Here is an 18,734-nt window from a genome sequence, read left to right on the forward strand (position 1 = left end):
CAAATGACACTAACCTGTCACTGACACGTCAAAAAAACCAATTACCATAAGCACTGCAGATATCCTGCTGATTTTTAAATACTAAAAACATGGCATGGTTCTTTCGTTATTCCGGTATCACAGACAGTAAGGTTTCAAACCGGGAGGGAATGATGGACAAGCAAAATACAGAAGAACAAAGACGCGCGGAAACAGAAGCGAAACAGCAGCCAAAGTACTTTGGCTTGCCCGTCGAGAACTTTATGACTCCCCCTTGTTGGGCGGAGCTGATTTCAGATATCCCACTGATCGCCAGTAACGATCCGGTTTACCAATAACGCAAAACCATAAGCCGTCATCAGGCAGGGCAATACGCCCTGCCCGGCTGCATTTCTGTAACAGAGCGTCAAATACCTTGCCCCCAATCCCGGCTGCAACAAAATATTTAACGCCATGATTTAGTTAAATAATTAGGGTCTGCTGACCTTTGAAGATGGTTTTTGCAGCTCTTTGTCGTTGTTTTATACAAAGCAACGCGATTGTAGTGTAGTTGTTCTACACAAATGAGCGTTAATGCAGTAGAAAGCGACGACAAACGCTGCCCGAAGGGCTCGGCTATACGCGCTTTACTCTTTGTTGCAAGGTATTTGCTTAGGCCCACTAGGCGGCACACCTTGCGTCGCGATTAAAGCGCGTCTATCTCGAGCAAAATTCAACCATGAAAGGTCAACAGACCCTAGTGATAACTACTACCCCAATGTAAAATCCCGCCACTTCCCGATATCTCGCTCAAGTTCAAGCTTTGTACAACCGCTTTAACTAGTTACCCCCATGAACTCTGAGCCACGGCACTGGCCGTCTTCATACCAAGGAAAATCATGAAAAAGTCTTTAGTCGCTTTGTCTTTACTGACACTGCTGGCCGGTTGTGGCGGCGGTGATGACGCGCCAACAACGCCACCTCCCGGGCCGGATATTCCTGAACCGGAAATTCCGCAAACTCTGGCTGCAAGTTTGTCTCTGAACGGTAATCTGGTGCTGGGCAGCAGCGTAAGCTGTAATGGTCAGAGCGCGTCCAACTTCGAAATTAAAGTCGGCGATGATGTCAGCTGTGAATATCAAAGCACAACGCTGGCGAGTTTCAGTGATGTGCAGCCGGATGCCGCTGCCCGCGAAGCGACACCGACCCAACGCAAGACTCTGTATCTGACCAAGGCCAATGAGTTTGTTGATAACTCGCAAGCGGCCAACAATGCGGTCACTCTGATCAACACTATGGGCGTTACCCGGGGTGACATAGTGGAGCTTGAGCTGAACACCTTGCAGGCGCTTAAGTTTGAAAACCACTATCGCCACGATCTGGATATGTCGACAGAAGAGTTTGCCGGGCTGCTCGAACAGCAGGCCAACGACAGCCAGACCGACAAGCAGCCATCCACTCACGTACCGGACATCAAACCGGAAGTGACTCCCGGCGCGTCACCGGATCTGAATGCCGGCTTTGTCGCTGCCGATGCTGAGTCCAACTATCAGTACCAGCCAAAAGAGACCATTCCAACCATAGCCGTCCTGACTGACAGTCAGAGCAAGCCGGTATCCGGGGTCAGCTACTTCAGCCGCAGCGGCCGTGGTGTCACTAATGATCAGGGTGAATTTGAGTTCTTCTGGGGCGACAGTGTCAGCTTTGGTATCGACACCTTTGAACTGGGCACAGTGCGCGGCAACCAACAGAGCTTTACCCTGCAGCAACTGGCTGAAGGTGATAAAGGCAATAACGCCGAAGCTCTGATAAAACGCTATGCCTCTGAAGAGGCAGGCCACTGGCAGTTACCGACTCAGGTCACTCAGGTATTTGCTCAGTACCCTAACGTCATCAATGAGATCATCTCACTGTCGCTGACCAGTGAAGCCAGAGAGTTGGACCTCGGCAATGGCACCACTCAGGTGATCCCGGCTGAGTTCACTGCGCAGTTCAAGCAGGGACAGGCGGCAATCATCGACCAACAGCTTTGCCAAAACCAGTGCGATGACACTGGTGCTCTGCTGCGTCAGGCAAGCGTAAAACAGCAAAGCACAGATGAAAGCGGCCAGATCCTGGCAGACATTCAAAAGCTGTGGGGCAGCAGCCTGGAAGCGCAGGCCAATGGCTGGAAACCGGTTGAGCATTTCCACGTGTTCCACGACAGCACCAACTTCTACGGCAGCACAGGTAACGCCCGAGGTCAGGCTGCCGTGAACATTGCCAATACCGCGTTCCCAGTGGTGATGTCCCGTAACGACAACAACTACTGGCTGCCATTCGGTGCCAAAAAGGCCTGGGACAAAGATACCCTGGCGTACATTACCGAAGCACCATCGACTGTGGTGCCAGAGCTGGTCGGCGGAGAGACTGCCACCTTCAACCTGCCTTTTATCAGCATTGGTGAAATCGGTCAGGGCAAGGTGATGGTAATGGGTAATGCCAGATACAACTCAGTACTGGTTTGCCCCAATGGCTTCAGCTGGCACGGTGGCATAGATGACGCAGGTCAGTGTCGCTTAAACAGTGACAGCAATGATATGAAGTACTTCTTCCAGAACAGCTTCAAATATCTGACGGACAAAGACAGCGGCTTTACCGTGGGTACCAACATTCCTCACGTTTACTTTAAGCGTCACGGCCAGGTTGCCGGTGAGCAGGAAAATTTTGTTATCGCCGATACCTTTGGCGTGACCACTGAACAGGTCAGCAGCTTCGCCGGTTTGGATCCGCAAACCATGCCACTGCTGATTATCAACGGCTTTGGATACCTGATCGACCCTAATGGTAACCATTATGATCTGCCAATGCGCGCCGATCTGAGCCGTCCTAAGTTGAGTCAGGACGATGCCACTGCACTGATCGATTATGTCAGCAAAGGTGGCAACATCATGCTGATGGAAACCATCCAGAATACTCTGGATGCAGGTGCTGTGTCTCGTCTGCTGGACAGCGCAGGTATCGCCTTCGGCATGGGTGGCTCTGTGGTTGCCAACGGCAATGGCCATGTGAATGGTCACCCCGGCAAAGCCCGTAGTCAGCGTGGTGAAGGCATCTGGGTGATTGAGCGTTATGCCGCAGTTGAGGGCGACGATGGCACGCCCGCTCTGCCCTATCGCATTGATGAAAATGGCAAAGTGGTGTGGCTGTATCAGGAGCAAAACAAGCCGGATGATAAACCTCAGCTGGAACTGGCTCACTGGACTGAATCAGGAGAAGACGGTCAGCCAGTCAATCATCCGGCATTTATCGACGAAGCAGGCAAAACAGACGCCGAGATCCAGGCAGAGAAAACCCGGGTACTGGCTGCCTTCACCAAGGCTGATGGCACACCCGCCTATGCCGAGTGTAAAGACCCCAACTATCACTATGAGATCAACTGTCTGGAGTATCGCCCCGGCAATGGCATTCCGGTTACCGGTGGTATGTTCGTGCCTCGCTATACCGAGTTGGATCTGGGAGATGCTCAGGCCCGCGCCATGGTTAAAGCGGCAGATTTAGGTACCAATATCGAACGCCTGTATCAGCACGAGCTCTACTTCCGCACCAAGGGTAAGCAGGGTGAACGTCTGTCCAGCGTGGATCTGAACCGCATCTACCAGAATATGTCTGTGTGGCTTTGGAACAATCTGGACTATCGCTACGAGTCTGGTGCCAATGATGAGCTGGGCTTTAAGCGTTTTACCGAGTTCCTCAACTGCTACAGTGATGATCGCGCACAAGGCGGCACCTCCTGCCCGGCGGATCTGAAACAGCAACTGCTGAGCAACCAGATGATCCTGGGTGAAGATCAGGGTCAGTACGCGGGTTATATGAACCCGAGCTATCCGCTGAACTATATGGAGAAGCCACTGACCCGCCTGATGCTGGGCCGCACCTTCTGGGATCTGGATATCAAAACAGATATCCGTCAGTTCCCGGGTGAAGCCACAGGCACTGTTGGCAGCGATGAGTTCACACTGACGCTGGGCAGTAACACCGCGGCCTGGTTTGCCGGTAACCGTCAGCCAACCGGTCAGTGGGCCGTGGCTCACCAGCCATTTACTGTATCGGTTAAGGGAACACAGGCACCTGTCACCATCACAGTGGCACTGGCGGATGATCTGACAGGTCGTGAAAAGCATGAACTGGGGCTGAAACGGCCACCTCGCATGACCCAAAGCGTTACCCTGAATTCAGACACCATAGGTAACACTCACACCATGACTGTGCCTTATGGTGGTCTGATCTATGTTCAGGGCAGTGCTAAAGATATGGTGCAGGTTAGCCTCACAGATACAGTTGACGCACCTTTGTACCAACTGTCTTCCGGCCGCTGGCTCAACCCGGTTGATTCACCTGCTCCCATAGGTGAAGTGGTATCAAACAGCTTTATTTATACTGCGCCAAAGGCCAACCTGAATGCTGACAACTATGACGGTGTCATTGCCAGATTTGCAGCCGAGTTGGATACCTTTGCAGACGATCTGAATGACTTCTACGCCAGAGATGAAGGTCTGAATGGCCAGGCCAACCGCAAAGCCACAGATATCAGCATTCCGGCCAATCGCCACCACTTTGTCAATGATGTGGCAATCAGCATAGGGGCGGCTCACTCGGGCTACCCTGTGATGAACTCAGGCTTTAACACTGAAAGTCGCAACATTCAGCTGGCACCGCTGAACTCCTGGTTACTGTGGCATGAGGTTGGCCACAATGCCGCCGAAGCACCGTTCAATGTGGAGGGTGCGACTGAAGTGGTGAACAACCTGCTGGCGCTATACATGCAGGACAAGCACCACGGCAAGATGAGCCGGGTTGAGCAGGATATCCGCATTGCCCCAGACTTTGTGGCCGCAGAGCAAGGCCATGCCTGGGCCATGGGTGGTGCCGGTGAGCGCTTGGTGATGTTCGCCCAGCTGAAAGAGTGGGCTGAAACTGAGTTTGATATCAAGACCTGGTATCCAGGCAAGCTGCCTGCTTACTATGATGAAACTCAGGGCGTTCAGGGGTGGAACCTGTTCAAGCTGATGCACCGTCTGAGCCGCAATGCCGACGATGGCGAGTTTGAGCTGATAGGTGACAACATGTGTTACGGCCAGAACCTGGGCCAGAGTGACAAGCTGATGCTGTGCGCCTCTTATGCCGCACAGACTGACCTCAGCCAGTTCTTCCAGGACTGGAATCCAGGCAGCAAAGCGGTTATCTACCCGGGAGACCCTCAGCCTCAGTTTGAAGGTGGTGTGACCGATGCGGGTGTCGCCAAAGTGCGTGCTCTGGGACTGCCAAAGCCAAAACTGGATCCTGCATCCATCGACAGCATTACAGTAATAGTCAGATAATCCATTACAGATGTTAAAAAGGAGAGCCTCGGCTCTCCTTTTTTTCATAACCATTCGAGTATGATTGGCATCTAACCCAGCATTGGTTTCAGAGTAGCTTCCTGAGCCAGCAGGCTTTGATAAAGGCTAAACTGGTTGGCCGCGCGATCCAGGTTATGGTTATCGCGATGAATATGGAAGTAAGTGTCACCCAACAGATGATCCGTCAGGAAGCGCACCCCAATCATCAAAGGCATGATACGGGCACCCAGCCACAAACTCTGACGTTCAGCGTCGGTCAGCACCTCACCCATAGCCTTGGTGTAACCGGCCGCCAGCGCCGCGAAGATTTCAGGACGGGCCAGCACCTTGTTCAGCTCTGTTGAGTCTTCAGCTTCCGGCGAACAGAAGGTACGCACCATATCACCGAAGTCATACATCAGATGACCTTTCATGCAGGTGTCGAGATCAATGATCGCCATCGCGCTCATATCCCGCTTATCAAATAGCATGTTATTGATTTTGGTGTCATTATGACAAATGCGCAGGGGCAGCTTTGGCTCAAGTTCCCGCAACTCATCAAACAGACCTGTCTGGCCCAGCGCAAACTCTACCCACTCGCGGCAGGCTTCAACCCGACCCAAAGGATCCTTTTCGGCAGCCTCTCTCAGGGCTTCAATCCGGCCCGGCAGGAAATGGAATTTAGGGATAACATCGTGGATTTGATTGGCATCCAGATCACTCAGGCTGCGGGCAAAGTGACCGAAGGCATGCGCCGCGATTTCTGCCTGTTCAGCTGACTCAACCACATCAATACTGTGGCTGTACGGAAGATAGCTAATGGCACGCCAGAACCCCTGCTCGCCCAAATCAACACCCAGCTCCTGGTTGCTGCATTTATGAGGGCACACCACCTGCAACTGGTAGTCACCACTGTCGCGCTTGGCACACAGATGCTCGCTGATAATGCCAGCATTACCCACCAATCCCCATGGCGTTGGGAATACCTGAGTGTTCAGGCGCTGCAGAACAAAGTCACCGGTCTCGGAACGCACCAGAAAGGTATCGTTAATATGGCCATTGCCCAGTGGTGCTACTTTGGCATCCTGGTTGGCTTCGTCTCTGGTCATTCCAAAGTGAGGCAGAACCTGCTGCCATACAAACTCATTCACCGGCTAACTCCATTAATTTTTGTTTTACCCAGCTGGCGTCTTCCGGATAGGTCACACCCAGCCAGTTGTCCTGTGCCACGGCAATTCTGACCACCTGACCTTTATCTATGGCTGATTGCACTACCGTTGGCAGAAAACACTCAGACTTCTCAAGATGGGCGGACGTGTTGGCAAACTCTGCCAATGCCGATTCCAACATAGGGAAGATGTTGGCTTTAAAGCCCCAGCAGGTCATGGACACAGGTGCATCCTTGCTGATTTCCAAACGCTGCCCATCCAGCTCGCCCTTCAGAACACCACTCTCCTGACGGATATCCAGCCATTCGGCGACGCTGGTCAGCTGCTCATCAGCCACCTGACAAACACCACGGTTAACGCCGCCAAATTCCGACAAAGTGCGATTCAGTGGGTAGGCAACCATCAGCCAGTCATCCGTGGCGCTCAAACCATTCACCAGGGCCGTAAACGCTGAGTCACCATAGTAATCATCTGCGTTGATCACCGCCAGCGGCCCTTCCACCAAATGGCGGGCAGCATAAAGTGCATGGGCTGTTCCCCAGGGCTTGCTTCTGTGGCTGATATCCACAGTGACCGGCAGATCATTAAGCTTCTGATAGCAGAAGTGATAGTCAAAATCAGCAGGCATCACCTCAGCCAACTGAGCAGACAGGGTTGATTCCAGCTCAGGACGGATCACCAACACGCTGCGGCGAAAACCAGCCTTATAGGCAGACTGAAGCGACAGCTCCAACATGGTTTCACCATTTGGACCAAGGTTGGCCAACTGTTTATCGCCGCCGAAGCGACTGCCCATACCGGCAGCCATAATGACCAGAGTAAGCTCTGCTGAATTGCGCATTTGGAATTTCGTTTTAATTTTATTGTTGAAACACAACAGCCGCATAAAGCGGCTGTTGATTCAGTTAAGGCGGGAAGTTTAAAGCATTTACAGATAGGGGGCAAAAGCCCTGTGGGCTTCCAATCTTGATTGAGTGCCCTTTAAAGAAAACTTGTAACCACACAGCTGAGCATTGCCCCGCATCGCCACATCCTGAATAACTGCCCTGGCATCCAGCGGAGAGAACCAGGCTTCGGTGACAGTGTCAGCTGTCATAAGTACCGACACCGGACGATACTCGCTGCCGTTATTGAACTTCAGCACGGAGCAGCGCTGATCGCCTTTGGCGCTGGCCAGAGACCATAACTCACCCGCTTCACCTTTATCACCCAACCAGCTCATCACCAGTCGGCCGTCCACCAGCCCCAATGAGAAGCCATCCGGCAGCTTAACCTCATCTCTGGCCACAGCTGGCTCAGCGGGTTGCTGCACAGTGATCTCATCCATCTGAGTCTCTTCAGCGCCTTGAGGCCAGAGAGCGACAGCCGCCGTCAGGATGATCACGGCAGTCACGGTTATCGCAGCGCCGGGAAGCAATCTGGGGTTGGCGGCGAACAGAGCCTTCAGTTCTGCAATTGGATCTGCCTGTGTCGTGCTTTCTCTGCGGACGGCATCAACTTCATCTTCAATGGCATCATCGGCACAGACGGTAAAATCTTCTGCATACTCATCACCGGCTTCACCAAATACAGGTTCACGACGCCTGCGGCCCGCCGATGTCGGTACACTTTGCCCGGGTGCCAAATATCCCTGCTCAGTCCCTTTAATCACAGCTAAAGTCTGTCTGGCAATCAAAACTGTGGGCGCGGCAGCAACCACAGCGGTAATCAATGCACCCGAGCCAACACCGAATACCATCAAAACCCAGGCGAGCAGATACAGGCCGGTCAACACTAAACCATATACCGAAGCCTTGCTGCCTGCTCTTAGGCTGGCGGCAAAGATGACAAAACAGAGAGGCGCAGCCAGGATCAGCAATAATGGAGAGATGCCAAACAATGCTGGCAGAATTAACAACAAGGCCCAGCACGCGGCACAAATGGCAAGAAAACGACTACGGGTGTCAGTCCCCTTCAGACAAAACAACGACCTGAACAAGCTATCACTCCTTTTATTCGAATTGCTGGCAGCTTAAAACATCCCTTGGACGCTGTCAGCCCAGCCGGTAAATCAATTAGCGATTTGACCCCGGTTATCAGGCAATTTCCGCATAACGGTAAGGCAAAGTCTGCTTCTATGTACTGACAAATCCACCCTGACACCAAGATCCCGGCGTCAAACTCTGGTACTGGGGCCACTCACCCAGCTATAATATCTGGCTATTCTGAATTTATTCTTTAATTTTGATAGCGGATATTAGCTATGAGCGCGCGTGGTAATTTGTTTATTGTTTCTGCCCCCAGTGGAGCAGGAAAATCCTCTTTGATTTCGGCTTTGCTGTCTGACAAGCCGAAGGATATGCAGGTGTCTGTATCCCATACCACTCGCCAGCCCCGTCCGGGTGAAGTCGATGGTCAACACTATCACTTTGTATCGGTAGAAGAATTCAAATCACTGATTGAAGAAGGTGCCTTCTACGAGTGGGCTGAAGTTTTCGGTAACTACTACGGCACCTCACGCACAGTGATTGAGCAAACCCTGGCCCAAGGCATTGATGTCTTTTTGGATATCGACTGGCAAGGTGCCCAGCAGGTAAAAGCCCTGATGCCGGAAGCCGTTGGCGTTTTTATTCTGCCACCTTCCCGCGCTGAGCTGGAAAGTCGTTTGACCGGTCGGGGTCAGGACAGCGAAGAGGTGATTGCCGGTCGTATGGCCCAGGCAGTTTCTGAAATGTCCCACTATGCTGAATATGACTTCATCATAGTTAATGATAACTTTGAGACAGCTTTGAATGACTTACGCACTATCATTCGCAGTCAGCGATTGACAGCCGCTGGTCAGATCCGCACCCACAGTGGTATGCTTAATGATCTGTTGGCAGAATAACTGCCTTCATGTACAATTTTGCGTCATTTTTTCCACCCGAAAATACTGGAGTTTCAATACATGGCTCGCGTAACTGTTGAAGACGCCGCTAAGCAAATCGGCAACCGTTTTGACATGATCCTGGTTGCAGCGCGTCGCGCTCGCCAAATCGCCGTTCAGGGTAAAGACCCAATGGTTGAAGAGCAGAACGATAAGCCTACCGTTATCGCCCTGCGTGAAATTGAACTGGGCCTGGTTAACGCCCAGACTCTGGATGCAGATGAGCGTCAGAGTGTACGTGAACGCGAAGCTGCCGAACTGGCTGCTGTTACCGCAATCGCAGAAGGCCGTTCGCTGTAATTTTTGTAATGTAAGGAGAGCTGCTTGTATCTGTTTGAAGGTCTCAAGGAGTCTGCGTCCGGGTATTTAGAGCCCGAGCAAGTTGAATTACTCAAGCAGGCCTATCAGGTGGCAAAAGATGCCCATGAAGGGCAGATGCGTACCAGTGGCGAACCTTATATTACCCATCCGGTTGCGGTAGCCCGCATCCTAGCCGAAATGCGTCTCGACCATGAGACGCTGATGGCTGCTCTATTACACGACACCATTGAAGATACCTCCGTAACCTTTCAGGATTTGGCGGAGCTTTTTGGTGCCTCGGTGGCAGAGTTGGTGGAAGGCGTATCCAAACTGGATAAGCTGAAATTCCGCGACAAGAAAGAAGCCCAGGCGGAAAACTTCCGCAAGATGGTGATGGCCATGACCCAGGATATCCGGGTCATTCTGATCAAGCTGGCTGACCGCACTCACAATATGCGCACCCTCGGCGCTCTGCGCCCTGACAAACGTCGCCGTATTGCCAGAGAAACGCTGGAGATCTACGCCCCCATCGCCAACCGTCTTGGCATTCACAATATTAAAAATGAGCTTGAAGACCTGGGTTTTCAGGCTTATTACCCCATGCGATACCGCGCACTCAAAGGTGCACTCACCAGTGCCCGTGGCAATCGCAAGGCGATCATCGACAATATCTACGACGCGATTGTCACCCGCCTGGAAGACAACGGTATCAAAGCCGATGTTAAGGGCCGGGAGAAGAACCTCTTTTCCATCTATAACAAGATGCGTCACAAAGAGCTGTCCTTCACCGAGATAGCCGATCTGTACGCGTTTCGTATTATCGTCGACAGCGTTGATACCTGTTACCGGGTACTGGGCGCCATGCACAGCCTGTACAAGCCCAAGCTGAAACGCTTCAAAGACTATATCGCCATCCCCAAAGCCAACGGTTATCAATCACTGCATACCTCGCTGATTGGCTCCCGTGGTATCCCCATTGAAATTCAGATCCGTACCGAAGATATGGATCAGATGGCCGACAAAGGGGTTGCTGCCCACTGGATCTATAAAAACGGTAGTCCACAGGCAGAGGAAGGCACCACTACTCAGGTTCGCGCCCGTAAATGGATGCAGAGCCTGCTGGAGTTGCAGCAAAGCGCAACCAACTCCTACGAGTTTGTGGAAAACGTTAAGACTGAACTCTTCCCGGAAGAGATCTATGTATTTACGCCGGACGGCCGCATCCTTGAACTGCCATTGGGTGCAACCCCCGTGGACTTTGCCTATGAAGTCCATACCGATGTGGGTAACTCCTGTGTCGGTGCCAGGGTCAACCGTCAGGCTTATCCGCTGAGTCAGCCACTCAAGAGTGGTCAGACAGTGGAGATTATTACCTCCAAGCACAGTCGCCCCAATGCGGCCTGGCTGAACTTTGTGGTGACAGCCAAAGCCCGCTCCAAGATACGTCAGCTGCTGAAGAGCCTGACTGCCGACGACGCTGTGGCACTGGGTAAACGTTTGCTCAACCACGCTCTGGATGGAGTGAAGCTGGAAGAGATCGACCCAGAGCAGATCACCAAGGTGGTGGCTGAAACCAAGCACGAGACCTTTGAAGAGTTACTGTCGGATATCGGTCTGGGCAACGCCATGAGCGTAGTGATCGCCCAACGTTTGCTTGGTAAGTCTGAGCCTGAGTCCAAAGGCGAGCAAAACCTGATGCCAATCCGTGGCGCAGAAGGCATGCTGGTGACCTTCGCCAACTGCTGCCGCCCCATTCCCGGCGATACGGTGATTGCCCATGTTAGCCCGGGTAAAGGCCTGGTGGTGCATATGGAAAACTGCGCCAACATTCGTGGCTACCAGCTGGAACCGGAAAAGTATATTCCAGTGCAGTGGGACAATGTGGACGGTGCAGAATATCAGGCCAACCTGCGTATTGAGATCGTTAACCATCAGGGCGCACTGGCCAAGATCACCTCAATTATTGCCGCCGAAGGCTCCAATATTCACAACCTGAGCACGGAAGAGCGCGACGGTCGTGTCTATCTGATTAATTTGAGGATCTCTGTTCATGACAGGGTCCATCTGGCCAACGTAATGCGCCGGATCCGGGTATTACCGGAAGTATTGCGTACCTCTCGAAACCGTTGATAACAAGGATAATATCCAATGGCAGAAAAGATCATCATCGCAACTGACAAGGCTCCCCAGGCTATCGGCACCTACTCCCAGGCGGTTAAAGTCGGTTCAACCGTATACCTGTCCGGTCAAATCCCGCTGGATCCCGCTACCATGCAGATGGTCTCCGACGAGTTTGAAGCTCAGGTGGTACAGGTATTTGAAAACCTGACTGCCGTTTGCGAAGCCGCCGGAGGCTCGCTGGCCGATATCGTTAAGCTGAATATCTTTATGACAGACCTGAGCAACTTTGCCACTGTCAATGAAGTCATGGGCCGCTATTTCCAGCAGCCTTATCCTGCACGCGCCGCCATTGGTGTAAAGCAACTACCGAAGGACTCGCTGGTCGAAATGGACGGCGTGATGGAGCTGTAGGTAATACTGTATATTTAAAGGGCGCATTGGCGCCCTTTTGTTTATCTGTCGTTTAGAAGGATTTTTTCATGAGCCCGGAACGCTTCGCCCGCATCAACGAGATGCTGGACAACCGGCAGCCTGATCTGACCATATGTCTGGATCAGGTCCACAAGAACAACAATATCGCCGCCCTGGTGCGAACCGCAGATGCCGTGGGTATCCATGAAGTCCATGCAGTTTGGCCCGATCCCGCTATGTGGGTATCGGGTAATACCGCTTCCGGCAGCCAACAATGGGTAAAGACCCACAAGTACCAGGATATTCATCAGGCGCTGGATGTCATTCAGGGTCAGGGCATGCAGATAGTTACTACAGGTATGACACCGGATGCCGTCGACTATCGCGAGCTGGATTACACCAAGCCCACCGCATTTGTACTGGGACATGAGAGAGACGGCGTCAGCGATTGCGCCACCAGCCGTGCTGACTACCACGTCACTATTCCCATGGTAGGTATGGTGCAATCACTCAATGTTTCCGTCGCAGCAGCCCTGCTGATGTATGAAGCCCAGAGTCAGCGTCTTGCCGCCGGTATGTATGGCCAACGTAAGTTGGATGACGCCTACTGCCATAAAATGCTGTTTGAAAATGGTCACCCCATCTATGCCAAAGCCTGCCGTCGAAAATCACTGCCCTACCCTAGGCTGGATGAGCATGGTCAGATAGCCGCAGATGATGATTGGTGGGCACAGATGAGGCTGGCTGCGGGTTAGTAGCCAACACTGCAGCATATTTGCACATGCTTTGAGTAAACAAAGAAGCCACCCTTGGGTGGCTTCTTCACGACAAGTGGCTGTCAAGTTATCGAAGATCCACTTTATCGATGCTAAAGCTGTCGATATCTATAGAGTCATTAGCTCCACGCCCATTAGCCGAATCAGGTAAAACATTGGTTTCAAATAGGGTAATACCATTCTGCCCTAGCAGCTCTGAAGGTAACGCAGCAGGCCTGGATGCTAGCTTAGCCCAGCGTCTGTTAGCATCATTTACTAACCAAAGAGCATGATCACCGGTATAATCAACAGGGAAACTATCCCGATCTATCCAGTCTAAATAAAACTCATGACTCTGAAATACGTAATACTGTTGGCCAATAACACTGTATAAGTCCCAAACTCTTTCATTATAAAGTCTACATTCATCTTCCAATGTAGCTTCCCATTGAGGTGATTCACAGAAGCCATTAGTATTTCTATAGCGCCTTATAGCAACTTCACCAGAGGCGCCCTGCCTCCACAATCCCGGCATCAGAGTAAACTCATCCACACTTAGTATTCCATCCCGATTCCGGTCAAGCGTACTCACGGTTAAAGCCCTGCCATCGTCGTAAATTTCCACCCAAAATCGCTGTAATGGCTCAAAGAAATTCCACCCTAGATCATAAATTCCCGGCAGGTTATCTTCATCCCACTCCACCTCTTCCTGTTCAAGCAGGTAACCACCTCCACTACTTGAATCTGATTGCAAAGTGCTCACAACTATTGGGTCGGAAGATATGGCCACTAAATCAAGATCAATTTCAGCACTCTCATTCGATTTAATCTTGAGAGAACCATTATCCTCCAAACTGTAAGTTGCAGGAATTGAAATAGGCTGAAAACTTCCGTCACCAGAATATTGCTTAGATAATAAGGTGGCGGAGCTATTCTCACCTACCTGCAACTTGATTGAACGCTGAATTGACTCTTCGAAAGAACCCTCATAAGGATTTTCAATGGCAAACACCCTTCCCGGAACAGGGATTGAATAAGAGCCTCCAGACTCCAACAGGTCCACGACGGGCTGGAGCCCATCACCTTTAATTGTAGATACCGACTCATAATTTGTTGTCGAAACAACAAATGGTAAGTCCGTATCTGGATACCGTTTAAGCAACTCATGTTTTATCAAAAATTTGGCAGCATAATCTTCAACATCAATCCACTTTATCGTTGAAGATAGTCGATACATCTCTACATTAACTAAATCCCGGGCCTCAGCGTTATACTCTAACGAAGTTGATATCAGAGCGCCTCCTGAAGGAAAGGAGATGATGGTGTTACCTTCTTCTACAGTCCAGGTAAATAACGAAGACGCCTCAGGGCTGAAAAATTTACCTGTGCCGTCAGAAGAAAAGATGATTCTATCCTGAGAAGCTTCATCTTCCCTATGTGGAAAAAAGTATCTCCCAGAAATTGATGAAGCATCAGGGTTTAATATAATCGAGTCTGGATTACCTATAACTGCAGACTCTGCGTCCATATAGATATCAGGGTAATCTTTCTGAACCATTTCCAAGTAGATACTGACTTGATTCTGGTCATTGGCCAGTTCCAGCACGTCAGCTACCCCGCCCGGCAGCCCTATTTCTGGGTACTCAGACGAATAGCTAAGAACCAGCTTAATTGCCGTCGCAATGGGAAGAATCAACCGACCATCATACTGCTTACTTATCTCAATATACTTATCCTTGGAACAGATATCCTCCCCGCCATTAGCTTGTTTCATCAAGGCGTAAATTGCTGTTGATACGTTGGTGACATTAACTCCAACAATCTCTTCACTACTAAGCAAACTATCGTCACCGGCAAGCTCCTGAAGGCTCTCAAAATCTCCAAGTAACGACACCAGCTTCATTTTGCTGTCGGCTTCTAACCCGACAGCAGTGACCTTCACCAACTCATCGGCGAAAGAATCATCAATATTAATATCTGCAGAATAATTACCATTAGTGTCAGTAACTACATCGATACTCTGATGCGCTATTTCCACGCTCACTTTTGCATCCATCACAGTCGCATCAGTCACCTTTCCCTGGAGTGTCAGGGCTAAAATGTTGGCTTTTACAGTAACATTCACATCTGCGCTGGTACTGGCACCTTTATCGTCAGTCACCGTCAGAGTAAATACTATAATCTGGTCCTCACTGACCTCCGGAGCGGTAAAACTCAGGGTTCCAGTCACATTTCCCTGAGTCACGACATCAGGTCCAGATTTTTTAACCCAACTGTAAGAAGCTATACTCCCATCGGAGTCAGTAACCTCAGCAGTAATAGTCGCAGGACTCTTCTCTTGAACCGTAATGTCAGAAAGAGTAACAAAAGGGGCTGTGTTTACCGGTTCAGGCGTTGGAGCCGGCTCAGTTGTATCTCCATCTCCCCCGCAAGCACTCAGAAAAAGAGTCAATATAGCCAGCAAAGCTACTTTTTTATTATTCTTCATTAGGCCAAATCCTTTTTAATCTTATAACCCACTAATAAAACACATTAAGATGAAAAGCCATTGAATGGTAACTAAAACCTTTAATCAAGATAGCTTCACCATGTATTTCATTTACTATCAATCAGGTATTGGAATGGGTCTGGACTCTACCTTTATGCGATAAACATTATTATCACTCACATTCCAAAGGATATGTTTATCTGCGGGAAAATCCTGTAATTCATCTTCCAACAAAAATGGATCATAGTAAAATTCATGAATTTGGTTAATATGATATTCATCATCTACCACATCATACAACTCCCAAATTCTTTCATTATAAAGCCTACATTCATCTGCCAAGGTAGTTTCCCACTGAAGTGGCTCACAATATTCATAACCCGCCCCACGATAGCGCCTGACAACCATTTTACCGGACTCGTTAATCATCCAAAGACTAGGCATAACCAAAAATTCGTCATTACTAAGCACTCCATCTTCGTTGTTATCCCAAGTGCTTACAGTCAGTGCTTCACCATTAGCATAAATTTCGATCCAAAAGTTATATAATGGCTCTCTAAAATCCCAAGGAATAGCATAAATACCGGGAGCCATTTCGTTTGTCCAACCGCTCATATTCTTCTTAAATAAATACCCTCCATCCAAACGATAAACATTTGGGTCGGTCACATAAGCAGTTGCAGGCGTTTGTTTATCGATAGCAACATTTAAATTTTGGATAAGATTATTCTCAGGTTCGACATTCAACGTGCCGGTACTATCGATGTTAAATGTTGCAGCAACACTAATCTCCTGATGTTCTCCTGAACCATCGTAGTGCATATAGCTCAGAGTCGCTGAGTCATTCTCCCCAATATACAGGTCAAGAGTAGTCTCGGCCGATCTTATAGGGTCATATTTTCCTTGCACTTCATCATCAATTGAAAGCGTTCTGGGTGTCACGTTAACAGTATAATTAGCACCCGCTTGAATGACCTCCTGCATAGATAGCATACCATCGTCCTTAGTCGCAGACTGACTAAAGAAATATGCCATGGAAGTTTCATCCGGGAGATCGGGTGCCGAATATGTATTAACATCATTAGTTTCTATCACCATCTGAGCTGACTTGGCATCATTATGGAACCATCTAATCAATATTGATGGTCTATATGTCTCTACGAAAACGGTTTCGCCTGTAGAAGGGTGTTGTATAGAAGAGCTGGAAACTAATAAGCCGTCACCGGCAAAAGTGACTAACGTTCCTTCCTCTGTGACCGTCCAGGTCAACGCTGAGTTTGAATATCCATAATAGTGGCCGGCCCCTCCTTCATTAAGGAACATTCTATTATAATCGATATCGTTATCCTGAGGATGAAAGAAATAACTGCCAGATACCTGATATCCCTGAGTATTTCTATCTATGACTTCTGGGTTACTAACAATAATTTGTTCAACCTCTGAATAAAGAGAACTTGGTAGATCACGTGCATTCTCAATGTAGTTATTTACTGATGCCAAGTTTTCAGCAAATACAGCTACATTTGCTACACCATTAGGAAGCCCGAGCTCAGGATTATCATCAGAATAATCCAGCACTAATTTGATCGCTGTCGCCAGCGGTAATACAAAACTAGCATCATAGTTTTCAAGAGCAGTATCAAAACTCTCTTTAGTCGCTATTTCTTCATTATTGTTGGCATACTTCATTAGGGAGTAGATAGCAGTGCTGACATTTGTGACGTTCACAGCAAAGCTCTCATCTCTGGTCAGGATATTGTCATTACCCGCAAGCTCAAGAAGACTCTCGAAATCATCTGCCAGCGAAATCAGTCTGGTGATGCTGTCATCTTCTGGCCCTACAGCGATAATCTTTACCAACTCATTCGCCAGAGAGTCATCAACCTGAACATCTATTGAATAATTTCCTTCGGAGTCAGCGACGGTATAGAATCGTTGTTCAGCCACCTCCACGGTTAACTTTGCATCTGCTACTGGAGAGTCCCACACCTTTCCCTGAAGTGTTATGACTAAGACGTTGGCTTTTACCGACACATTAACGTCACGAGCAGTGGTCTCGCCATCGTTATCGGTTGCACGCAGGCTAAATACCAATACTTCGTCTTCTGCAATAATAGGAGCGGTGAGATTCAGTGAATCAGTGTCCTCGCCAGTGAATATAGCTTGAGTCCCGGATTTTTGTATCCACTCAAAACTCTCAACAGAACCGTCAGAATCGGATACGTCTGCAGTGATAACAGCACTATCCCCCTCGTTCACGACTATGTCTGAAACTACAATGTCTGGTAGCAGATTATTAACAACATTCACCTGCACATCCCGAGAACTGGATTCCCCATCATTGTCTGTAGCCGTCAACGTAAATACCAGGATTTCATCTGACGAAACTACAGGGGCGGTGATGGCCAATACCCCAGTATTCTCACCAGAATACATGGCAGGAGTACCTGACTTCTGAACCCAGGCTATATTGCTCACGGAACCGTCAGGATCCTTAACCACCGCATTAATACTCGCAGAGCCACGTTCTCTCAAGGCTAAATCAGCAACTGAAATTTCTGGTAGTCGATTATTGACAACATTCACCTGCACATCCCGAGAACTGGATTCCCCGTCATTGTCTGTAGCCGTCAACGTAAATACCAGGATTTCATCTGCCGAAACTACAGGGGCCGTGATGGTCAATACTCCCGTATTCTCACCAGAATACATGGCAGGAGTACCTGACTTCTGAACCCAATCAAATCCACTCACAGAACCATCAGGATCACTGACCTCAGCACTAATAGTGCCACCGCGACCTTCCCTGAGTGTTACACCCGCCACCGAAATTTCGGGAAGTAAGTTGTTCACAACACTGACCTGAACATCTCTACTGGTACTGGCACCTTTATCGTCAGTCACTGTCAGGGTAAACACCAGTATCTGATCTTCACTGACCTCCGGAGCAGTAAAGCTCAGGGTTCCAGTTGCATTTCCCTGAGTCACAACCTCGGGCCCAGATTTTTTAACCCAACTGTAAGAAGCTATGCTGCCATCTGAGTCCGTGGCGTCAGCAGTAATCGTTGCGGCTTCTCTTTCTTTAACAGTTATATTCTTTAAGGTTATATTTGGCGCGTTGTTAACCGGTTGAGGGGCCGGAGCAGGGGTTGAAGCCGGAGGAGTTGTATCTCCATCATCTCCCCCTCCACAAGCACTCAGAAAAAGAGTTAATAGAGCCAGCAAAGCTACTTTGTTATTATTCTTCATTAGGTCAAATCCTTTGTG

Annotated in this window: 12 protein-coding genes; 7 read left to right on the plus strand and 5 right to left on the minus strand. The window is 49.6% G+C overall.

All coding sequences use genetic code 11. From position 1 onward, the window contains the following. Positions 1–152 precede the first annotated feature (152 nt). Positions 153–317, plus strand: coding sequence for a hypothetical protein (locus ACFOE0_RS13685; RefSeq protein WP_248937776.1), 165 nt, complete (start codon positions 153–155; stop codon positions 315–317). A 540-nt stretch (positions 318–857) separates the two neighbouring features. Next, entirely contained in the window at positions 858–5,318 is a 4,461-nt protein-coding gene (locus tag ACFOE0_RS13690; RefSeq protein WP_248937778.1) for an SslE/AcfD family lipoprotein zinc metalloprotease, read from the plus strand. A 71-nt stretch (positions 5,319–5,389) separates the two neighbouring features. On the opposite strand, the gene ACFOE0_RS13695 is transcribed toward ACFOE0_RS13690, so the two are convergent. The 3 genes from ACFOE0_RS13695 to ACFOE0_RS13705 all read right to left on the minus strand — a co-directional run bounded on the left by ACFOE0_RS13695 (position 5,390) and on the right by ACFOE0_RS13705 (position 8,465). Continuing rightward, positions 5,390–6,469 (minus strand): phosphotransferase enzyme family protein, encoded by a 1,080-nt coding sequence (locus ACFOE0_RS13695; protein ID WP_248937779.1) that lies wholly within the window; start codon positions 6,467–6,469, stop codon positions 5,390–5,392. Beyond that, positions 6,462–7,328, minus strand: a complete 867-nt coding sequence (locus tag ACFOE0_RS13700) for a nucleotidyltransferase family protein (RefSeq protein WP_248937780.1) — start codon at positions 7,326–7,328, stop codon at positions 6,462–6,464. Before ACFOE0_RS13700 ends, ACFOE0_RS13695 begins: the two co-directional genes overlap by 8 nt. 87 nt (positions 7,329–7,415) lie before the next feature. After that, positions 7,416–8,465 carry a hypothetical protein gene (locus tag ACFOE0_RS13705; RefSeq protein WP_248937781.1) on the minus strand — a complete coding sequence of 350 codons (1,050 nt, stop codon included), beginning with the start codon at positions 8,463–8,465 and terminating at the stop codon, positions 7,416–7,418. Positions 8,466–8,729: 264 nt separating this feature from the next. Here ACFOE0_RS13705 and gmk point away from each other — a divergent pair, with 264 nt between their 5' ends. The 5 genes from gmk to trmH all read left to right on the plus strand — a co-directional run bounded on the left by gmk (position 8,730) and on the right by trmH (position 12,979). Beyond that, positions 8,730–9,353 carry a guanylate kinase gene (gene gmk, locus ACFOE0_RS13710; protein ID WP_115138875.1) on the plus strand — a complete coding sequence of 208 codons (624 nt, stop codon included), beginning with the start codon at positions 8,730–8,732 and terminating at the stop codon, positions 9,351–9,353. Between the two features lie 60 nt (positions 9,354–9,413). Then, entirely contained in the window at positions 9,414–9,692 is a 279-nt protein-coding gene (rpoZ, locus tag ACFOE0_RS13715) for a DNA-directed RNA polymerase subunit omega (protein ID WP_115138876.1), read from the plus strand. A gap of 24 nt (positions 9,693–9,716) precedes the next feature. Then, complete coding sequence (spoT, locus tag ACFOE0_RS13720; protein WP_115138877.1) at positions 9,717–11,822, plus strand: bifunctional GTP diphosphokinase/guanosine-3',5'-bis pyrophosphate 3'-pyrophosphohydrolase; 2,106 nt, start codon at positions 9,717–9,719, stop codon at positions 11,820–11,822. An 18-nt stretch (positions 11,823–11,840) separates the two neighbouring features. Then, positions 11,841–12,224 carry a RidA family protein gene (locus ACFOE0_RS13725; protein ID WP_115138878.1) on the plus strand — a complete coding sequence of 128 codons (384 nt, stop codon included), beginning with the start codon at positions 11,841–11,843 and terminating at the stop codon, positions 12,222–12,224. A 68-nt stretch (positions 12,225–12,292) separates the two neighbouring features. After that, entirely contained in the window at positions 12,293–12,979 is a 687-nt protein-coding gene (gene trmH / locus ACFOE0_RS13730) for a tRNA (guanosine(18)-2'-O)-methyltransferase TrmH (protein ID WP_248937782.1), read from the plus strand. Between the two features lie 88 nt (positions 12,980–13,067). Here the strand turns inward: trmH and ACFOE0_RS13735 are convergent, their stop codons facing one another. Both ACFOE0_RS13735 and ACFOE0_RS13740 read right to left on the minus strand, forming a co-directional pair. Continuing rightward, complete coding sequence (locus ACFOE0_RS13735) at positions 13,068–15,467, minus strand: cadherin-like domain-containing protein (RefSeq protein WP_248937783.1); 2,400 nt, start codon at positions 15,465–15,467, stop codon at positions 13,068–13,070. 117 nt (positions 15,468–15,584) lie between these two features. After that, positions 15,585–18,716 (minus strand): PKD domain-containing protein, encoded by a 3,132-nt coding sequence (locus ACFOE0_RS13740; protein WP_248937784.1) that lies wholly within the window; start codon positions 18,714–18,716, stop codon positions 15,585–15,587. Between the last annotated feature and the right edge of the window lie 18 nt (positions 18,717–18,734).

The organism is Shewanella submarina, from assembly GCF_042646185.1.
Classification (GTDB): Bacteria; Pseudomonadota; Gammaproteobacteria; order Enterobacterales; family Shewanellaceae; genus Shewanella; species Shewanella corallii.

Bases quoted from the DNA above. Each gene is read 5' to 3' on its own strand.
- rpoZ (WP_115138876.1), top strand. From the start codon at position 9,414: ATGGCTCGCGTAACTGTTGAAGACGCCGCTAAGCAAATCGGCAACCGT.
- ACFOE0_RS13700 (WP_248937780.1), bottom strand. From the start codon at position 7,328: ATGCGCAATTCAGCAGAGCTTACTCTGGTCATTATGGCTGCCGGTATG.
- ACFOE0_RS13690 (WP_248937778.1), top strand. From the start codon at position 858: ATGAAAAAGTCTTTAGTCGCTTTGTCTTTACTGACACTGCTGGCCGGT.
- gmk (WP_115138875.1), top strand. From the start codon at position 8,730: ATGAGCGCGCGTGGTAATTTGTTTATTGTTTCTGCCCCCAGTGGAGCA.
- trmH (WP_248937782.1), top strand. From the start codon at position 12,293: ATGAGCCCGGAACGCTTCGCCCGCATCAACGAGATGCTGGACAACCGG.
- ACFOE0_RS13735 (WP_248937783.1), bottom strand. From the start codon at position 15,467: ATGAAGAATAATAAAAAAGTAGCTTTGCTGGCTATATTGACTCTTTTT.
- ACFOE0_RS13740 (WP_248937784.1), bottom strand. From the start codon at position 18,716: ATGAAGAATAATAACAAAGTAGCTTTGCTGGCTCTATTAACTCTTTTT.
- ACFOE0_RS13685 (WP_248937776.1), top strand. From the start codon at position 153: ATGGACAAGCAAAATACAGAAGAACAAAGACGCGCGGAAACAGAAGCG.
- ACFOE0_RS13725 (WP_115138878.1), top strand. From the start codon at position 11,841: ATGGCAGAAAAGATCATCATCGCAACTGACAAGGCTCCCCAGGCTATC.